The sequence below is a fragment of the Kitasatospora sp. NPDC008050 genome, assembly GCF_042957465.1.
Lineage (GTDB): Bacteria > Actinomycetota > Actinomycetes > Streptomycetales > Streptomycetaceae > Kitasatospora.
Map to the genome: position 1 here is coordinate 82,414 of NZ_JBIBIJ010000004.1, position 17,738 is coordinate 100,151.

Annotated in this window: 14 protein-coding genes and 1 pseudogene; 5 read left to right on the plus strand and 10 right to left on the minus strand. The window is 73.0% G+C overall.

What is annotated here, in order from left to right; genetic code table 11:
• Window positions 1–136 precede the first annotated feature (136 nt).
• The 4 genes from ACFZB9_RS09645 to ACFZB9_RS09660 all read left to right on the plus strand — a co-directional run bounded on the left by ACFZB9_RS09645 (window position 137) and on the right by ACFZB9_RS09660 (window position 3,244).
• Window positions 137–907, plus strand: a complete 771-nt coding sequence (locus tag ACFZB9_RS09645) for an ATP-binding cassette domain-containing protein (protein WP_391445316.1) — start codon at window positions 137–139, stop codon at window positions 905–907.
• Window positions 904–1,932, plus strand: a complete 1,029-nt coding sequence (locus tag ACFZB9_RS09650) for an ABC transporter permease (RefSeq protein ID WP_391445318.1) — start codon at window positions 904–906, stop codon at window positions 1,930–1,932. The genes ACFZB9_RS09645 and ACFZB9_RS09650 overlap by 4 nt, the downstream gene beginning before the upstream one ends.
• A gap of 22 nt (window positions 1,933–1,954) precedes the next feature.
• Window positions 1,955–2,932: an ABC transporter substrate-binding protein gene (locus tag ACFZB9_RS09655; RefSeq protein WP_391445320.1), complete on the plus strand. Its 978-nt coding sequence runs from the start codon at window positions 1,955–1,957 to the stop codon at window positions 2,930–2,932.
• An 81-nt stretch (window positions 2,933–3,013) separates the two neighbouring features.
• Window positions 3,014–3,244: a hypothetical protein gene (locus ACFZB9_RS09660; RefSeq protein ID WP_391445322.1), complete on the plus strand. Its 231-nt coding sequence runs from the start codon at window positions 3,014–3,016 to the stop codon at window positions 3,242–3,244.
• A gap of 54 nt (window positions 3,245–3,298) precedes the next feature.
• Here the strand turns inward: ACFZB9_RS09660 and ACFZB9_RS09665 are convergent, their stop codons facing one another.
• Both ACFZB9_RS09665 and ACFZB9_RS09670 read right to left on the minus strand, forming a co-directional pair.
• Window positions 3,299–5,131: a SpoIIE family protein phosphatase gene (locus ACFZB9_RS09665; RefSeq protein WP_391445323.1), complete on the minus strand. Its 1,833-nt coding sequence runs from the start codon at window positions 5,129–5,131 to the stop codon at window positions 3,299–3,301.
• A gap of 152 nt (window positions 5,132–5,283) precedes the next feature.
• Window positions 5,284–7,962: a TIM-barrel domain-containing protein gene (locus ACFZB9_RS09670; RefSeq protein WP_391445325.1), complete on the minus strand. Its 2,679-nt coding sequence runs from the start codon at window positions 7,960–7,962 to the stop codon at window positions 5,284–5,286.
• Between the two features lie 269 nt (window positions 7,963–8,231).
• Between ACFZB9_RS09670 and ACFZB9_RS09675 the strand changes: the two genes are divergently transcribed.
• Window positions 8,232–8,585 (plus strand): SHOCT domain-containing protein, encoded by a 354-nt coding sequence (locus tag ACFZB9_RS09675; protein WP_391445327.1) that lies wholly within the window; start codon window positions 8,232–8,234, stop codon window positions 8,583–8,585.
• On the opposite strand, the pseudogene ACFZB9_RS09680 reads toward ACFZB9_RS09675, so the two are convergent.
• The 8 genes and pseudogenes from ACFZB9_RS09680 to ACFZB9_RS09715 all read right to left on the minus strand — a co-directional run.
• Window positions 8,576–8,671 (minus strand): annotated as a pseudogene (locus ACFZB9_RS09680) (CGNR zinc finger domain-containing protein); the annotation flags it as partial. The gene ACFZB9_RS09675 and the pseudogene ACFZB9_RS09680 overlap by 10 nt on opposite strands.
• Before the next feature lie 154 nt (window positions 8,672–8,825).
• Window positions 8,826–9,347 (minus strand): hypothetical protein, encoded by a 522-nt coding sequence (locus ACFZB9_RS09685; protein ID WP_391445329.1) that lies wholly within the window; start codon window positions 9,345–9,347, stop codon window positions 8,826–8,828.
• Window positions 9,348–9,441: 94 nt separating this feature from the next.
• The gene (locus ACFZB9_RS09690; RefSeq protein ID WP_391445331.1) at window positions 9,442–10,683 is read right to left on the minus strand and encodes an alanine racemase; all 1,242 of its coding nucleotides are present in this window, start codon (window positions 10,681–10,683) and stop codon (window positions 9,442–9,444) included.
• Window positions 10,680–12,440, minus strand: coding sequence for an IucA/IucC family protein (locus tag ACFZB9_RS09695; RefSeq protein WP_391445333.1), 1,761 nt, complete (start codon window positions 12,438–12,440; stop codon window positions 10,680–10,682). The genes ACFZB9_RS09690 and ACFZB9_RS09695 overlap by 4 nt, the downstream gene beginning before the upstream one ends.
• Window positions 12,440–13,666 carry an MFS transporter gene (locus ACFZB9_RS09700; protein ID WP_391445335.1) on the minus strand — a complete coding sequence of 409 codons (1,227 nt, stop codon included), beginning with the start codon at window positions 13,664–13,666 and terminating at the stop codon, window positions 12,440–12,442. The genes ACFZB9_RS09695 and ACFZB9_RS09700 overlap by 1 nt, the downstream gene beginning before the upstream one ends.
• Entirely contained in the window at window positions 13,663–15,405 is a 1,743-nt protein-coding gene (locus ACFZB9_RS09705) for an IucA/IucC family protein (protein WP_391445337.1), read from the minus strand. Before ACFZB9_RS09705 ends, ACFZB9_RS09700 begins: the two co-directional genes overlap by 4 nt.
• On the minus strand, window positions 15,402–16,613 hold the full coding sequence (locus tag ACFZB9_RS09710; protein WP_391445339.1) for an acetyl-CoA carboxylase biotin carboxylase subunit family protein: 1,212 nt from the start codon (window positions 16,611–16,613) through the stop codon (window positions 15,402–15,404). Before ACFZB9_RS09710 ends, ACFZB9_RS09705 begins: the two co-directional genes overlap by 4 nt.
• Before the next feature lie 114 nt (window positions 16,614–16,727).
• A complete protein-coding gene (locus tag ACFZB9_RS09715; RefSeq protein ID WP_391445341.1) occupies window positions 16,728–17,738 on the minus strand; it encodes an ABC transporter substrate-binding protein in 1,011 nt (336 codons plus the stop codon).

Genomic DNA, 17,738 nt, shown 5'->3' on the forward strand with positions numbered 1-17,738 from the left:
GGACGGACTGTCAGTTGCTGAACTCGCATGTTACGAAGCGATATTGACGCCCGTTTCTTCGGTTCGCGGTCTTGACGGTGATCGACCGCCATGAGTTCATGCCAGAGGCGACAACGTTGTCAGGGCGGAGGTAGAGATGGCCGAACCGCTACTCGACGCACGGGGCCTGTGGAAGACCTACGGCCAGGTGGAAGCACTGCGCGGAGCCGGTTTCACCGTGTACCCGGGCGAGGTGGTCGCGCTCATCGGAGACAACGGCGCGGGCAAGTCCACCCTGGTCAAGACCCTGGTGGGCGCGGTGGGTCCGGACGAGGGCGAGATCCTGCTGGACGGCCGCCCGGTCTCCTTCGCCGGTCCGCGCGATGCCCAGCGCCTGGGCATCGAGACGGTCTACCAGGATCTGGCGCTGGCCGCCGACCTGGACGCCGCCGCCAACCTCTTCCTCGGCCGCGAGCGTCTGCGCCCCGGGTTGCTCGGTGCGTTCGGGGTGCTGGACAAGCGCGGGATGCGCGAGCACTCGGTGGCCGCCTTCGCCGAACTCGGCGTCGAGCTCAAGGACATCGACGCGCCGGTGGCCACCCTCTCGGGCGGCCAGCGGCAGAGTGTGGCGATCGCCCGCTCGGTGGCCTGGGCCTCCCGGGTGGTCTTCATGGACGAGCCGACCGCCGCCCTCGGCGTGCTCCAGCGCGGCCGGGTGCTCGACCTGATCCGGCGGGTCCGCGACCGGGGTGTGTCCACGGTGCTGATCAGCCACAACATGCCCGAGGTGCTCTCGGTCGCCGACCGGGTCGAAGTGCTGCGGCTGGGGCGGCGGGTGGCGCGCTTCCGGGCGGCGGACACCACGCTGGAGGAGCTGGTGGCCGCGATGACCGGGGCGCTGGCGACCGAGGCGGAGGAGGAGACATGAGCAAAGGCCCGGCGCCGGTGGACCGGGGCCCGGGGTCTGTCCGAGCGCTGCTCTGGCAGCGGGCGCGCGGCCAGAACACCCTGTGGACCTTTCTGGTGCTGCTCGTCCTGGTGGCGGTGTTCTCGGCGCTGCGCCCGAACGCCTTCGCCACCACCTTCGAGTTCAAGTCGATCGCCGTCGAGTCGGCCATCCTGGTGGTGCTCGCGGTCGGCCAGACCTTTGTGATCGTCACCTCCGGGATCGACCTGTCGGTCGGCTCGGTGCTCATCTTCTCCGGTGTGGTCGCGGTCCGGACGATGAACGGGCTGGATTCAAGTCCGGATCCGGGTATCGGAGTTGTGCTGGCCGGTGTGGCCGCCGGGATGCTCGCCGGGCTGGTCTGGGGGGTCTTCAACGGCTTCTGGGTGGCCAAGGCGAAGGTCCCGCCGCTGATCGTCACGCTGGGCACCCTGGGCATCGCACTGGGGCTGGCGCAGATCCTCACGCACGGCGTGGACGTCGGCAACGTGCCCGCCTCGCTGGCCAATTCGGTGGGCAGCGGCAGCGTGTTCGGCATCCCCTGGCTGATCGTGGTGGCGGTGCTGGTGGTCGCGCTGGCCACGCTGGCGCTGAACATCACCCGGTTCGGCCGCTACACCCGCGCGGTGGGCTCCAACGAGGAGGCGGCCGCCCGGGTCGGCATCCGGGTGGACCGGCACCTGATCAAGGTCTACGCGCTGTCCGGCCTGCTCTCCGGGCTGGCCGGGGTGCTCAACCTCGCGCACTACAGCAGCACCACGCTGACCAGCGGCGCCCAGGACAACCTGAACGCCATCGCCGCCGTGGTGCTCGGCGGTACCAGCCTGTTCGGCGGTGTCGGCACGGTGATCGGCACCGTCATCGGCGTCTTCATCCCCGCGGTGCTGCAGAGCGGCTTCACCATTCTCCAGGTGCAGTCCTTCTGGCAGACCGTGGCGGTCGGTGCGGTGCTGATCCTGGCCGTCTACTTCGACCAGTTGCGCCGGCGCAGACGCAGCAACCGATGATCCCAGAGAGGTGGAACTCACGGTGCAGAGAAGGATTCTGGCGGTAGGCGCGGTCACCCTGCTGGCACTGGCGGCGGGCTGTGGCAGCTCGGGCGGCTCCGGCGGGAGCGCGGGGGCGAAGAACATCACCTTCGTGGCGGGCAACACCGGCGACCCGTTCTACATCACCATGAAATGCGGTGCCCAGGCGGAGGCGGGCAAGCTCGGCGAGAAGTTCACCGCGACCGGTTCGGCCCAGTGGAGCGTGCCGGAGCAGGTCAGCACGGTGACCAGTGTGACCGCCAACCGCCCGGCCGGGGTGCTGATCTCGCCGGTGGACCCGAACTCGCTGCAGGGCCCGATCCGGACCCTGCAGAACAACGGGGCCAAGGTGGCGATCGTCGACACCACCCTGACCGACGGCTCGATCGGTGTCACCCGGATCTCCTCCAACAACCTCCAGGGCGGTCAGAAGGCCGCCGACACCATGGCCCAACTGGTCAACGGCACCGGTGAGGTGGTGGTGCTCACCCCCGACCTGACCACGACCACCACCAACGCCCGGATTCAGGGCTTCAAGCAGGAACTCAGCTCCAAGTACCCCGGGTTGAAGATCGACGACGTCCGGCAGGTGGGCGACACCGCGCAGGGCGCCGCCTCGGCGGTGGGCGACGAACTCTCCGCCCACCCGAACCTGGTGGGCATCTTCACCGCCAACTCGCAGACCGGTGAGGGGGTCGGGACCGGCCTGAAGAACGCGGGCAAGCAGGGCGGTGTCAAGGTGGTCTCCTTCGACGCCGGCCCGCAGCAGGTGGCGGCGCTCAAGAGCGGCGCGGTGGACGCCCTGATCTCGCAGGACCCCTACGGGATCGGCCAGCAGGCGGTCGACCAGCTGGTCGACGCGCTCACCAAGAAGCCGGTGAACCCCTCGATCCAGACCGACCTGGCCAGCATCACCCGGGACAACGTGGGCGACCCCGCCGTGGCCCGGTTCCTCTACAAGAGCGACTGCAGCTCGTGATCACCCGTCCTGGTGGCGGCGGGGCCGCCACCAGGACGCCCCCACCAGGACGAACCGCGACCGCTGTCGCACGCTGGTCATATGAACACACACGGAAGCAACGACCCGCTGGTGGAGGTCGCCGCGCTCGGCAGCGACAGCCGCTACCGCCTGGTCCGGTTCAAGGGCCACGGCTGGGAACCGGTCGACCGGCAGGAGTTCCGAGCGGAGGCGGCCCGGCTCTTCCCGGGCGTGGATCTGGAGGATTCCGAGCAGGTGGAGTGGCAGGACCACCCGTGGGAGTGGCCGAACTGGCACCCGGGCGAGGCCTGAACCCGGTCAGCGGCTCGAATCGGGCCGGCCGCCCGCCAGTCGCCTGCCCGCCAGTCACCCGCCCGTCGGCCGGCCGCCCGCCACCCGGGCGGCAAGCACCGCCACGTCGTCCTCGCCGTGCCCGGCGCCCAGCCCGGTCAGCGCGGTGTCGATCAGGTGCTCCAGCGGCGCGGTCGGGTCGAAGGCGAGCGCGGCCAGCGCGTCGAGGGACTGCTCGATGTCGCGCTCGCGCCGTTCCACCAGGCCGTCGGTGTACAGCAGCAGCGTGGCACCTGGCGCGAACGGCAGGATGAGCTGCTGGTGGCCGCCCACGCCCGCGCCCAGCGGCGGGGCGACCGGCAGCCGCAGCAGCCGGGGCGGGCTGCCCGGAGCCAGCAGCAGCGGCGGCAGGTGGCCGGCGCTGGCGTAGGTGCAGGACCGCGCGGCCGGGTCGAGCAGCGCCAGCACGCAGGTCGCCACCCGCTCCTGTCCCTGCGCCCCGACGATGCGTTCGGCCTCCCGCAGGATCCCGGCCGGTGAGCGGCGCTGCAGTGCCAGCGCGCGCACCAGGGTGCGGTACTCGCTCATGGTCGCGGCGGCGTCCAGGCCGTGGCCCATCACGTCGCCGACCACCAGCAGGGTCCGCCCGCCCGGCAGCGCCACCGTGTCGTACCAGTCGCCGCCCACCTCGGCGCTGGCGCCGGCCGGCAGGTAGCGGCCGCAGCTCTGCACGTCGGCGTGCGGGCGCATCGGCTCGGCCAGCAGCGCGCGTTGCAGGGCCAGCGTGGAGGCGTGCTCGTGCGAGTAGCGCTGGGCGTTGCTGATGCTGGAACCGGCCCTGCTGGCCAGTTCGACCATCAGCGCGACCTCGTCCGGGCTGAAGCCGGGCGAGCTGCCGGCGCGGGCCAGCAGCACCAGGCCGATCACCGTGCCGCTCGCCGTGAGCGGCACGTAGACCGCCGAGTGCAGGCCCAGGCGCCGGTAGAGGGCGACTCGTTCGGCGTTGGTGGCGGAGGTGCGGATCTCTTCGTCGGACGGGAAGTTGAGCACGACCGGGGTCCGTTCGAGCACGCAGCGGGCGGCCGCCGAGCCTGCCTGGGGCTCGATCAGCGCGCCCGCACCGCCGACCGAGGCGCCGGTGCCGACCAGCGCGGGCGTGCTGCTCAGCGCGAGCCGCCGCATGGTCAGCGCGCCGGGGGCCGGGTGATCGGCGAGGTGGCGGCCGGGCTCCAGGACGTCGACCAGCGCGACGTCCGCCAGCTGCGGTACCAGCAGCCGGGTGAGCTCCTTGGAGGCCTGTTCGACGTCGAGGGTGGTGCCGATCCGGGTGGCGGCCTCGTCCAGCAGCGCCAGCCGGGTGCGGGCCCGGTCCAGCGCCTGGCGGATCCGGCGGTCCTCGGTGATCTCCAGCACCATCGCCACCGCGCCCAGCGGCACTCCGGCCTCGCTGTCCAGGCGGTGGTAAGCGTTGTGCCACCAGCGTTGCTCGGTGGGCGGACCCGCGGGGGTGGTGCCCTCCACGATGTGGGTGCGCGGTTCGCCGTCGGCCAGGACCGCCGAGAGCGCGCTCTCGGCGGCCTCGACGTTGATCCCCGGGATCACCTCGGCGATCCGGCGCCCGGTGTGCTCCTCGGGGCGGACCCCGTTGATCGCGGCCAGGGTCCGGTTGACGTAGCGGTAGCGCAGCTGGGTGTCGAAGACGGCGATGCCCACCATGGCCCCGTCCAGGATCTGGCGGGCGAGGTGGTAGTCGGTGAGCAGGAGGTCGAACTCCTGGCGGTGGCCGTCGCACCCGCAGGCCAGTTCGGCCAGCAGCCGCCGCGCCTGGTCGTCGTCCAGGAAGGCGAGCAGGGGGTCGGGTCCGGCGTGGTGGGGCCGGTCGAAGGAGCGTGGCTGGCGCTCGGCCATGGTCCTCCTGCCGGCTCGGCGGCGCGGGCGCGCCGGGTGTGGCTGCCAGGTCTGGGACGTTCCTCTACCCGATCATCCCATCGATACCAGGGTGCCGCCGGGCACCACGTGTGGTGGTGGTACCCGGCGGCACACGAGCAGCGTTCCCGGGGTCAGCCGGCCATGCCTCCGGCGCCCGCCAGCAGCAGCGAGAACGAGCCGCTGGTGGACTCCTTCGGCGTGGTCACGTGCACCACGCCCGCCTTCGCGTCGTAGCTCCAGCCACTGCCGTCGGCCGCGCCGGAGCGGGCCAGCGGACGGCCGTCCAGCAGCACCACTGCGGGCTCGGCGCCCACGTGCACGGTGAAGTCGTACGAGCGGGCCGCGGGCTTGCCGGTGTAGCTGCCCACGCTCGGACCGACGGTCACCTCGGTCACCCCGTGGCCCTGGCCCAGCGCGTGGACCGTGACGTGCTGGGTGGCGCTGGCGCCCTGCTGGTAGGCCCGGGTGGTGCCGTCGTCCTCGTAGAGGGTGTAGTCGGCCTGCCCCTGGGCGTAGATGTCGTAGCCCAGCTTGCCGGTGTCCCGGGTCTGCCAGGAGAGCGTGCCCTGCGGCCACATCGGCACGATGGAACCGCCCTTGACGAAGAGCGGCAGGGTGTCCAGCGGCGCCTGGTAGTTGTTGATCGTGGTCGGTCCCTGGTAGGTCTTGCCGGACCAGTAGTCCACCCAGGTGCCCTTGGGCAGGTAGATCCCGCTGCGGGTCTGCGAGCCGTCGTAGACCGGCGCGACCAGGAAGTCGTCGCCCGACAGGAACTCGTACTTGGCCGCGTCGCCCCAGGTGTTCGGGTCGTTCGGGTAGTCGAGCACCAGCGGGCGCACCGCGCCCACCCCGCTCTGGTGCGCCTGGGCGGACAGCGTGTAGAAGTACGGCAGCAGGCGCTCCTTGAGCTGCAGGTAGCGGTTGTTGATCGCGGTGTACGGAGCGCCGAACCGCCAGGGCTGCTTGTCGCTGGTGGCCCAGCCGTCCATGGTCATGATGGTCGGGATGAAGGTCTTCCACTCCAGGTCGCGGGTCTCGACCTGCGGATCGCTGCCGAAGATGCCGCCCACGTCGCCGGTGTCGTAGGCGATGCCGGACATGGTGGCGCCCGCGTAGGTGGGGATCTGCCACTTCAGGTAGTCGTTGGTGCCGGTCTGGTCACCGCTCCAGACCACGCCGCAGCGCTGTACGCCCGCCCAGGAGACCGGCAGCCAGACGAAGCCGCGTGCGTCGCTGTTCTGCTCGATCCCGTCCTTGGCGCTCTGGCAGCCGTCCAGCGCGAACTGGTAGCCGGGGCCGACCCAGCCGACGTCCAGTTTGCGGACCCGGACGCCCGCCTTCACCTCCTCGCCCTGGTTGGGCAGGCCGGTGGAGGTCCACAGGCCCAGCTGCATGTTGTGGTCGCGCAGGCCCTGGCCGGTCTGGGTGAGGTCCTCGTAGCCGCAGCCGTAGCCGTCGTTGACCAGCATCCAGCCGAGCGGGGTCTGGTTCTGGGTGTAGCCGTCGGCGACCTTGAGCGCGTCCAGGGTGTGCCGCTCGCCCCGGTTGGCGTTGTGCAGGTAGCAGTCCGAGTCGCCCGACTCCAGGCCGTAGACCGGGGGCATGAAGGGCTTGCCGACCAGGTCGGTGTACTGGCCGATGATCTTCTTGAGGTCCGGGCTGTAGAAGAAGTAGCCGTCGAAGCGGCGCTCCTGGGCGGAGGTGGTCACCGGGTCGGCGAAGTTGTACAGGCCCGGGGCGAAGGTGTCGCGGAAGACGCCGTAGCCGGCGGAGGAGAGGTAGAACGGCTGGGAGTTGTTGTAGCCGCCCTCGTTCCAGTTGAAGCTGTTGGCCACGTGCACCTGCTGGTCGCGGTGCGAGAAGCTGCCGTTCTGCTCGCCGGCGCCGTAGAACTGCTCCTGCGGGCCGCGGGCCAGGGTCTGCTGCATCGCGTCCTGGGTCCAGGTCAGGCCGCGGGTCTCCTGCCAGACGACGGTGCGGTTGTCGGACTTGTAGAGGGCGAAGCGCAGCGGGCTCTTGTAGGCCCGCAGCACCAGGTCCTTGGAGGCGATCCCCCAGTAGGCGCCCGCGTCGAACTCGTGGGTGCCGGCGATGGCGGACGGCGGGTCGGGGACCATCTCCTTGCCCGGCGGGTCGGTGAAGGTGCCGTCCGGGGCCAGCTGGAGGCGGAAGACGTCCTCGGCGGTGAAGTCCACCCGGGCGCGGGCGGCGCCGGCCTGGATGAGGTAGCCGTTGCCGTCGCGCTTCACGGCGGTGGCGGCGCCGACCGTGGTGGCCTGCGGGATGCTCGCGGTCAGCGTGAAGCCGGAGTTGGTCACCGCGTACGGCACCACCAGCACGTGGTAGGTGCCGGAGGCGTTCGGGATCACCGTCGCCTCCGGGTCGGCGGAGCTGGCGCTCTCGGCGACCTCGTGGCCGGTGGAGTCGTAGACGTAGAGGTCGAAGTCGTTGTTCTGGTCGGGCCATTGGACGGAGAGCGGTACGCCGCCGTCCGGGTTGCCGGACCAGTAGGAGGCCGGGACGTCGACGGTCAGGTCGTAGCGGCCGCAGGTCAGGCCCTGCGGGTCCTGCGCCTGGCTCGGGCAGTGTGCCGGGTCGGCGACGGAGCCTTTGGCGAAGACCGGGCTCTGCCAGCTGAGGGTGTGCGAGCCGCTCAGGGCGAGGGTGCCGCCGGAGGTGCCGTCCGCGTGGGCGGCGACCTGGCCGCCGAGCAGTGCGCAGAGCACGCCGAGGACGGCGGCCAGGGAGGCGGTGCGGGCTCGGCGGACTCTGCGGAGAGGGGTGCGGTGGGGTGTTCGGCGCGATCGCATACAGCCGTCCAGAGGAGTGGAGGGATGGGCGCTGGTGCGGGGAGCCAGGTGGCGCGGCCATGACACGGACGAGGGCGGTGTGCTGGGCGGGCCACCAGCCGTGGGCTGACCCTAGCAGTGCGTTTCTGCGCACTCAATGGCGTAGTGAGCAGAAACGCGCAGCTTTCTGAGAGGGAATCTCATGGAGCAGGAGCACACTGGAAGCGTTTCGACCATCGGGGGGTGCGGCGCGGACGGCCTCGGAACCGAGGTCGGAGAGGTGGCGCGTGATGTTCTTCCACCGCTATCACCATGGCGGGATCGGCGGCTGGCACGCCGGTCTCTGGGTCTTCTCGATCGGCGGGTTCGTGCTGCTGGCGCTGCTCGTCGTGCTCATCGTGATGCTGTACCGGGTCCTCGCGACCCGTCATCACCCCGTGTCCGGTGCCGGGGCGGGCGCCGCGGCCGCCGGTCACTGGCCGGCCGGGGCGGGTGGCGGCGAGGCGGAGCGCATCCTGGGGGAGCGGTACGCGCGGGGCGAGATCGACGAGGAGGAGTACCGGCGACGGCTGAGCACGCTGCGCGCGCCCGGCGGCGGGGACGGCGGCGGAGCCGGGGGCGGGGCCGGGGACGCTCAGGGGTGACCGCGGCGGTGGGCCGCGACGCGCTCGCGGGTCGCGCAGCGGCGTGAGCAGTAGCGGCGGGTGGGCCCGCTGCCCTGGGTGAGGTTGGCCGGTCCGGCGCTGGCGGGGGCGGTGGCCGGGGTGTGCGGCGCGCGGGTGGCCGGGGCGGTGGCGGTCGCGCTGATCTGCCTGGCGGCGCCCGCGGCCCGCTGCGACGCCGTCGGGGGTCCGGACGGCGGCAGCGGGCCGCGGGGGCGAGCGTCAGGCGGCGCGGGCCGCCAGTGGGCGGGACTCGGTGCGGGCCGTCAGGGCGCGCACCCGGATCGTCACCAGGCGGGCGACGGCCTCGCCCAGCGCCATCAGCACGAAAGCGCAGACCCAGGCCTGCTGCCCGTTGATGTGCTGGTCGATGCTGAACCGGGTCACCTGGTCGCCGAACCCGGTGTGCTCACTGGCGAGCACGAAGGCGATCCGGGCACCGATGCCGCCGACCCACAGGACCGCCGCCCACAGGCCGGCCTTGGCGAAGACGCCCTCCTTCGTGCGCCAGACCCGGGTGGCCAGGCCGGCCAGCGTGCCGAGCAGCACCCCGGCGCCGCCGAGGGCGATCTCCAGGGTGAGGTCGCCACCGGCCGTCGGGAACGGGCGCAGGTAGAAGACGGCGGTGGCGCCGACCATCACGACCGGCAGCACCAGGCCCGCCAGGTCGAGCTTCCCGCCGCGCATCTGCCGCAGGACCAGCAGGATCAGGGCGATTTGGATGCAGTACTCAGTGGTGGACATACCAGTAAGACTGGCCCGGCGGGTGGCCCCGCGGCGTCAGCCCCCGGGTGGGCCGCGGGTTGATCCGCGGCCTCCACCCAGGGGTGGAGGCGGGTCATTCCAGTAGGTGGAAGCCGGGCTGGGGGTGCATCAGGAACGCGTGGTGGGAGATGTTCCAGGCGTACGCGCCGGCCATCGCGAAGGCCACCCGGTCCTCGGCGCGCAGGGTCGGCACGGCAGCTCGGTGCGCCAGCACGTCCTTGGGCGTGCAGAGCTGCCCGGCCAGCGTCACCCGGCCGCTCGCGACGGCCGGGCGGGGCCACGGGTGCGGCCAGGCCTCGACGGGCAGTACCGCGAACGGCTGGGCGTGCCCGCGGGCGGCGGGGGTGCGCAGGTGGTGGGTGCCGCCGCGGACCACGGCGAACTCCTCGCCGTGGCTGCGCTTGACCTCCAGCACCTCGGTCAGGTACCAGCCGCAGTAGGAGGTCACCGCGCGGCCCGGCTCGATCCGCAGCCGCAGTCCCGGGTGCCGCGCCAGCAGCCGGGCCAGGCCCTCGCCGTAGGCGGTCCAGTCGAAGCGGGCGGTGGGGTCGGCATAGTCCACCGCCATCCCGCCGCCGACGTTGACCTCCTCGATCGCGCCCGTGAGCTCCGCCGGCAGCCGGTCGGCCAGCTCGACGGACCAGGCCACCACCTGCTCGGCGACGGCGAGTTGGCCCGCCGCGTCGAGCCCGCTGGCCAGGTGGGCGTGAATGCCGCGCAGCCGCAGGCCGGCGCAGCGCGGCTCGGCCAGCAGCCGCAGGCACTGCGCCACCTGCTCCGGGTCCAGCCCGAACGGGGTGGGCCGGCCGCCCATGGCCAGCGGCACCCCGTCCAACGCGCCTGCGCCCAGCGGCAGGTTGACGCGCAGCAGCAGGTCGACCCGGTCGGCGCCGGTGCGGTGCCCGGTCGCCTCGGCCAGGCGGTGCAGCTCGGCCACGCTCTCCACGTGCCAGCGGTGCACACCGGCGTCGAGCGCGGCGGCCAGCTCCTCGGCCGTCTTGCCCGGGCCGCCGAAGGCCAGGGCCGCGCCGGGGACGGCGGCCCGCACGTGCGCCAACTCGCCGCCGGAGGAGACCTCGTAGCCGTCGACCGCGTCCCGCAGTGCGAGCAGCAGGGCGGGATCGGGGTTGGCCTTGGCGGCGTAGTACAGCTCCACCCGCTCGGGCAGCGCGGCCCGGATCGCCGCCGCGTGTGCGCGCAGGGAGGGCAGGTCGTACAGGTAGGCGGGCAGCGCCGTGGCGGGCAGTTCACCGGCCTGGGTGGCGACCGCGGGCGGCAGGGCGACGGGGGTGCTCATGGTGCTCACAGTGGTCATCGGGCGCTCCGAACCAGCTCGTCGGCGATCGGCCGGGGGTCGGGCGGGCAGGCCGCCTGGGCCAGTACGGAGGCGGCCAGTGGGGAGGGCAGCAGCACGTAGCCCGCCTCCCGGTCCGCCTTGCGCTGCCAGCGGGTGAGCAGGTTGGCCTTGGCCGGCAGCGGCACGCCCGCCAGCAGGGCGCGCAGCCGCGGCGGGCAGCCGTGCCCCTCGGCGTACTCGCCCAGCACCGCACGCACCCGCTCCCACAACTTCGGTTCCAGCGCCGGGTCCTGGTCGGCGATCACGGCGAGCAGCTCGGCCACGTGGTTGACCAGCAGGCAGTACACCACCCGGTCCCAGCCGCGCTGGGCGTCGTAGCTCATCGGCCCGGCCACCTGCGCGGGCAACTCGGCCAGCAGCGCGGTGTTGTGCTCGGGCACCAGCTTGGTGCCCTCCAGGTCGCGGAAGAGCACCTGGGCGGGCAGTCCGTCCTCGTCCACCGCGATCAGCACGTTCTGCAGGTGCGGCTCCAGCACCACGCCGTGGTCGAAGTAGGCGGCCAGCACCGGGGGCAGCAGCAGTCGCAGGTAGCGGGTCCACCAGTCGAGCAGCGCGGCCGGGCCGGCGGCGCCGACCAGCTGGGCCAACTGGGCCGAGCTGGTGGGGTATTCGTCGGCCACCGCGCCGGCCAGCAGCGGGGTCAGGCCGGGGCGCAGCCGGGCGGACAGGTCCTCGCGGACGATCAGGCCGAAGCCCTCGAAGAGTTCGGTGTCCACGGTGCCGTCCGGGCCGGGCAGCGCCAGGGTGCGGTAGGCGGGTTCGCGCAGCATCGCGGCGTCCGGGAACCGCTCGGCCAGGTCGTCCAGCGCGCCGTCCAGCAGCCGGGTCAGCGCGACCGCGCCGGTCAGCTCGTAGGCGGCGTTCTTGCGCAGGCAGTTGGTGATCCGCACGTTCAGGCTGAACTTGAGGAAGGCGCCGGCGCCGTGCAGCGTGCGCACCGAGGCGGTGGCGGTGAACTCGGGCCCGCCGCAGCCCAGGTCGAGCACGTCGCCGTTGGCCAGCGCGGCCTTCAGCAGGGGGTTCGCGGTGAGCAGCTGGTACTGCCACGGGTGCGCGGGCAGCAGCCGGTAGCCGGCCGGGACGTCGTGCAGCCCGTCCAGCAGCGCGCTCGCCGCCGGGTCCACGCACTGCTCGGCCAGCAGGTGTTCGCGCACCGCCAGGTAGCGCAGCGGGAAGGCGGCGCGGGCCTCGGGCGCGTACGCCGCCCAGGTCTCCTGGTCGGCGCCCTGCGCGGAACGGGACTTGGGCGCGGGGTGGAACCGGTGGCCGAAGACCAGGGCCTGCTCGGACTCCAGGTAGCGGTCCGAACCGGCATCCGGGCGCCCGGCCAGCGCGGCGGCCACGCCCTCGTGGCTGGAGGCCAGTTGGTCCAGGAACTCCTCGTTGGCGACCCCGGTGCGCAGCGTCAGCTCGGCCTGCACCAGCTCGGCCAGCTCCCGCCAGCCGAGGTCCGACCAGCCGTCGGTCCCCTCCAACTGGACGGGGCCGGTGAACCGGTGTGCGCCGAGCAGCGAGGTGCGGCGCAGGGCGACGCGCAGCAGCGCGCCGCGCCTGGGCAGCCGCAGCAGTAGTCGGCCCTCGTCCACCGCGGTCTGATGCTCGGGTCCGGAGACCTCCCGCAGCAGGCAGTTGACCAGGGTGTGCGCCACCACGTCGTCCGCCGCGGGCAGGGCGGTGGGCGCGAGCGAGGGCGAGGAGGTGTGGATGGGCGACATCAGTGGCTCCAACGAGTGCGGGAGAGGACGGAGACGGCGGCGGTGACCAGTGCGGCGGCGGTGCCGACCAGCACGGTGGCGCCCGCGCCGAAGGCCGAGTTGACCAGGGCGGCGATCGCGCCGGCGGCCACCGCGCCGCCCTTGGAGATGAGTTCGAGCGTGCCGAACATCCGGCCCGGCCGGCGGCCGCGGGCGGCGTCGGCGGCCAGCACGGAGAGGCTGACCAGACCCAGCGTCATGCCGGCGCCCAGGACCAGGCGGGCCAGCGCGAAGGTGAGCGTGGAGTGCGCGGGTCCGTGTCCGGCCAGGCCCGCGGCGACCAGCGTGAAGCCGAGCGCGAGCGCCGCCTGCGGCCGTTCCAGGACGGCGGTGTGCACGCGGGCGGCGGTCAGCAGGTAGACCAGGTGCGGCAGTGCGAAGAGTGCGCCGGCCACCGTCCCGTTCATGCCCGGTACCCGCTGTTCGACCAGGGCGATCAGATAGGGGAAGGAGATGATGGTGGCGAAGACGAACGCGAACTCGTAGAGGTAGAGCGCTCGCAGGCCGGTGGGCGGGCGCTCGTCCGGCTGCTCGGCCCCGGCCCCTGCCGCGCCGGTGTCGAGGGGCTCGGCCCGGCGCGGCTCGGGCAGCCGGGCCAGCAGCGCGGCCGCGGCCAGCGGCAGCACGGCCATCACCACGTACTGGCGGTGCGGGGAGAGCCACGGTGACAGCGCTCCCACCAGGATCGGCGCGGCCACCAGCGCGGCCCGCGCGGCACCCTGCATCAGGGTCAGCGCACGGGACAGGCCCGGGCCCTCCAGGGCGGCGGCCAGATAGCCGTTGGTGGCCGCGAAGGTGCCGCCGAGGAACCCCTGGAGCACCAGCGCCAGCGCGAAGGCCGGCAGGCTGTTCGCCAGCCCGGCGAGCAGGAACGAGACGCTCAGGCCGAGTTGGGCCCGCAGCAGCAGGCGCTTGCGGCCGAAGCGGTCGGCCAGGTGTCCCCAGAGCGGGGCGCCGAGCGCGCTGAACACGGTGGGGACGATGTAGAGCAGGCCGGCCCAGCGGCCGTGCGGGTCGCCCAGGCCCGGCAGGATCGAGGTGAGGTAGGGCGGCAGACCCAGGGCGGCGAAGGAGGCCACGAAGTAGCAGCCGGCCACCGCGTGCACCTGGCGCCTGGCCAGCCCGGCGGGGGCCGGTGCGGCCTGCGGGCGGGCCGCCCGGGCCGGCTGGGGCGCCTGCGTCCTCACCGGTCCGCCAGGTAGTTCGGCCCGCTGGTGTAGTGCTTGTTGATGTCCGCGGCGCCCGAGCGCTCCTTGCTGAGCAGCGTGCCGGCGCTGACCATCGCCTTGACCGGCAGCCGGTCGGCGTCCAGCAGCGCGGCCCGCAGCGGGTCGCCGGCGGCAGCGAGCCGCTCGACGGCCTGCGCCAGTCGCCGGCGCAGCAGACCCAGGGTGACGGAGAGCTCCGCCCGGCCGCGCTCGGCCAGCCCGAAGGCGAGCGAGGCGGTGCACAGGTGGCCGGTGATGGTGGTGAACAGATCGGTCAGCGCGCGGTCGTCCTCGGCGAACACCCGGGCGTCGTCGAAGGCGTCCAGCAGCTCCTGACGGAACGTCAGCTCGGCGCGGGCGCGGTTGATCCGCGGTCCGTCGTTGTCCTTGTAGAGCAGCCGCAGCCGGGTGCGCCCGGCCGTCCGGTCGAGCACCAGCGAGGTGTTCTGCTGGTGCGACTCCAGGGCTATCCCGTACCCGAAGAGCGTGCACTGCCAGTCCAGCAGCAGGGTGAGCAACTCGTCGTAGAGCGCGAGCGCGTCGCCGCCGTAGAAGCGGTCGGCGAGCGAGTCCAGCACCGGGCGCCCGTCCGGGGCGGTGGCCAGCAGGGCGGCCAGCGAGACGGTGACGGACTGCCCGGTGTCCGGCAGCCGCCGCAGCAGGACGGCGAGCAGCTCGTGCTCGGCGTGCGCGTAGCACTGCTCGTCGGCGAGCAGGATCCGCTCGGCGAGGCGCGGTTCGCGGGTCAGCACCTCGGTCAGCAGCCGCTGCCCGGCGGCGCCGTCCGCCAGCGTGCCCGGCTTGATGGTGCGCCGGTTGCGCAGGCCCAGGGTCGCGGTGGCCAGCGGCAGTTTGACGTGCAGGGTGGGGTCCAGCGCGACCGCCACGGTGCGCATCGACAGGGTCGGGGTGACCTCCAGGTACGGGCGCTCGGCCAGCTGTGCCCGCCCGGCCAGGCCGCTGTCGCGCAGCGCCTCGCTCAGCGGCTCGCCCAGCGACAACGGGTGCACCGGGAAGGTGAGATGGCCCTCGCTCAGCTCGGGCAGGCCGAGGGCGGCGGGCGTCGGCCACCAGGACGGCAGCGGGGCCCGGCCGTGCACCGTCAGTGCGTCGGCCGGGACCACCAACCAGCGCAGCAGGAAGGCGGGGTGGCACTCCGGCGCGTACTGGCGCAGCTGTTCGACGTCCAGGCCGGAGCGCCCGCGGGCGGTGGGGTAGACCGGGTGGTCGAGGTAGGCGGCCAGCACGTCGAAGCCGAGGCTGGCGCGCGGGCCGGTCCAGTGGGCCGGGTCGGTGCCGCAGGACCGGGACAGTGCGGCCAGCACGGCCGGCGCCTGCGCCTCGTGCAGGCGCATGGTGGTCAGCGTCTGGGCGCACTCGGCGGCGAAGGCGGTGAAGCCCGCGCGGTCCGTCTCCTCGGCCCGCGCCCGCAGGGCCGCCAGGATCTCGGTCAGGTCGGTGAGTGCGCGGCCCTCCTGCTCCAACAGCGGGAGCCGGGCAGCGAGTTCGCACTGGAAGCCGTCGGGGGCCACCGGCAGCGCCAGCCGGCCGTGCACCAGCCAGTCGCCGTCCGGGCGCCGCTCCTTGCGGGAGCGGGTGCGCAGCCCGAGGACGTCCTCGCGGAGCAGGGCGCTGAGCACCCGCAGGGTGAGCGCCTGGGCCGGCTGGTCGGCGGCGCCGGGCGGGTTGGTCAGGGGGGTCGTCTCGGCGATGGTCATGCGCTGATCTCCCAGCGGTTCGCGGCGACGAACCGGGCGACGGCGTCGTCCACGGCCTGCTGGTCCGGGCCGATCGCCCAGACCACGCCCAGGTAGTCGCGGTTGGTGCGGTAGTGCTCGTGGCGCTCGCCCAGCTCGCGCAGCGGCCGGTAGCTCAGCCGCACGCCGTTGGCCGCCTCGTCCCGGGGCCCCGGCGCGGCGGTCAGGGTGCCGGCGCGGTCGGCGCAGACCACTTCGTTGCGGGCCCGCAGGTCGTCCCGGGCACCCAGCTCGGCGGGCAGCGGGAGGCCGAGGTGGACCCGCAGCACGTGCTCGAAGTACGGGATCTCCAGCAGCTGGGCCAGCATCAGGTCGCACTGGTCGCCGATGGCACGGTAGTTGACCTCGATGATCCGGGCCCGGCCGTCCGGCTGGACGACGAACTCGGTGTGGCAGGCGCCGAGCCCCACGCCCAGCGCGTCGAGCTGGGCGAGCACCTGGTCGAGCACCTCGCGCGGGTGCGCGGGCAGGAAGGTCAGCACCTCCTCGATGAAGTGCGGCGGCGGCGAGAGCCGGGTGTGGAACCCGCCCAGCACCTCGCGGCGCTGCCCGTCGCCCAGCGTCTCCAGGGTGTACAGCTCGCCGGTCAGGAACTCCTCGATCACCAGGGTGGCGGCCGGGCGGCGGTGCTGGATCTCCGCGCAGCGGGCGGCCAGTTCGGCATGGTCGGCGACCAGGACCACGTCCTCGCTGGCCACCCCCTCGCGCGGCTTGACCACGCACGGGAAGGGCGGCAGGTCGAGCTCGTCCAGCAGCTGGCCGGGCATCAGTTCGGCGCTGTGCACGGTGTCGAGGCCGCTCATGGCCAGGTGGCGGCGCAGCTCGGCCTTGTTCTTGGCCCGCAGCGTGGCCCGCCAGTCCTTGGCCGGCAGCCCGAAGTAGTCGGCGGCCAGCGCGGCCGAGGTCTGCAGATGGTCGCTGTTGCTGAACACGGCGGCCGGCTCCGGTGACTGACGGGAGATCAGTCCGACCACCTCGCGGAAGTCCGCCACCTCGCACGGCAGTACCACCAAGTCCGCGGGCAGGTCGGTGCGTTCCGCGTAGGCCAGGCGGTGCGCCTGGGCGTGGTCGGTCAGCACGGTGACCGCCAGGCCCAGTCTGGCCGCGGCGGGCAGGAAACCCTGGGAGACCGAGTCGGTGGGGTTGTGCGCGAGCAGGTAGAGCCGCATGGAGTCCTCGTCTTGGCGGGGCGGGGCGGGTAGGCGGGGCCGGGAGGGCGGGGGCCGGGGGCGGGGTGGCCCGACCGGGGCGGGTGCGGTGGCCGAACCCGCCCCGGTGGTCGGTCAGTTGACCGCAGTGACGCCGGTCGCCTTGGCGATGTCGTTCAGCATCTGGTCGGCGGCCTGCACGCCGATGCCCGACATCCAGGTCTCGTCCGGCACGTTGAAGACCTTGCCGGCCTTGACGGCCTTGAGGTTCTGCCAGACCGGGGTGGACTCGACCTGGCTCTGCTGGGTCTTGTTGGGGTCGTCGGCGACGGTGACGAAGACCAGGTCGGCGTCCGCCTTGTCGACCTGCTCGGGGCTGACGTCCATCATCGAACCGTCGACGTCCTGCGAGGCCGGCCGGCCCAGGCCGATGTCCTGGAGCACCGTGCCGCTGAACGACGCCTTCTGGTAGAGCCGGGTCGGGCCGGCGATGAAGCGCACCACCGAGGCGGTCGGCATGGTGCCGTTGTTCTTCTCCTTGATCTCGGTGCCCAGCTTCGCCGCCCGGGCCTGGTAGTCGGCCAGTGCCTTCTTGGCCTCGTCCTCCTTGCCCAGCGCCTTGGCGTACAGCGCGATGTTGTCCTTCCAGGTCACGCCGGTGGTCTGGGCGAAGACGGTGGGGGCGATCGCGCTGAGCTTGTCGTAGATCTTCTCGTGGCGGACCTTGGAGGAGAGGATCAGGTCGGGCTTGAGCGAGGCGATCAGCTCCAGGTTGGGCTCGGCCATCGGGCCGACGTCCTTGGTGCCCTGGATCTCGCCCTTGAGGTAGGTCGGGAACCCGCCCTCGGTCTTCAGGTGCGGGGAGACCGCGCCCAGCGGGGTGATGCCGAGCAGCGTGACGTCGTCCAACTCGCCGCTGTCGAGCACCACGACGCGCTTGGGCCGGCTCTTGATCTCGGTGGTCCCCATCGCATGCGTGATGCTCCGGGGGAAGCTCGCCGCCGTGTCACTGCCGGCGCTCGCGGCGGCGGGCTTGGCGTCGGCGGTGCTCTTGTCGTTGCCGCAGCCGGCGAGCAGGGTGGTGCTGAGCGCGACGGCCAGGACGGCGACGGGCAGACGGCGGAGGCGGGTGGTGCGCTGGGACAT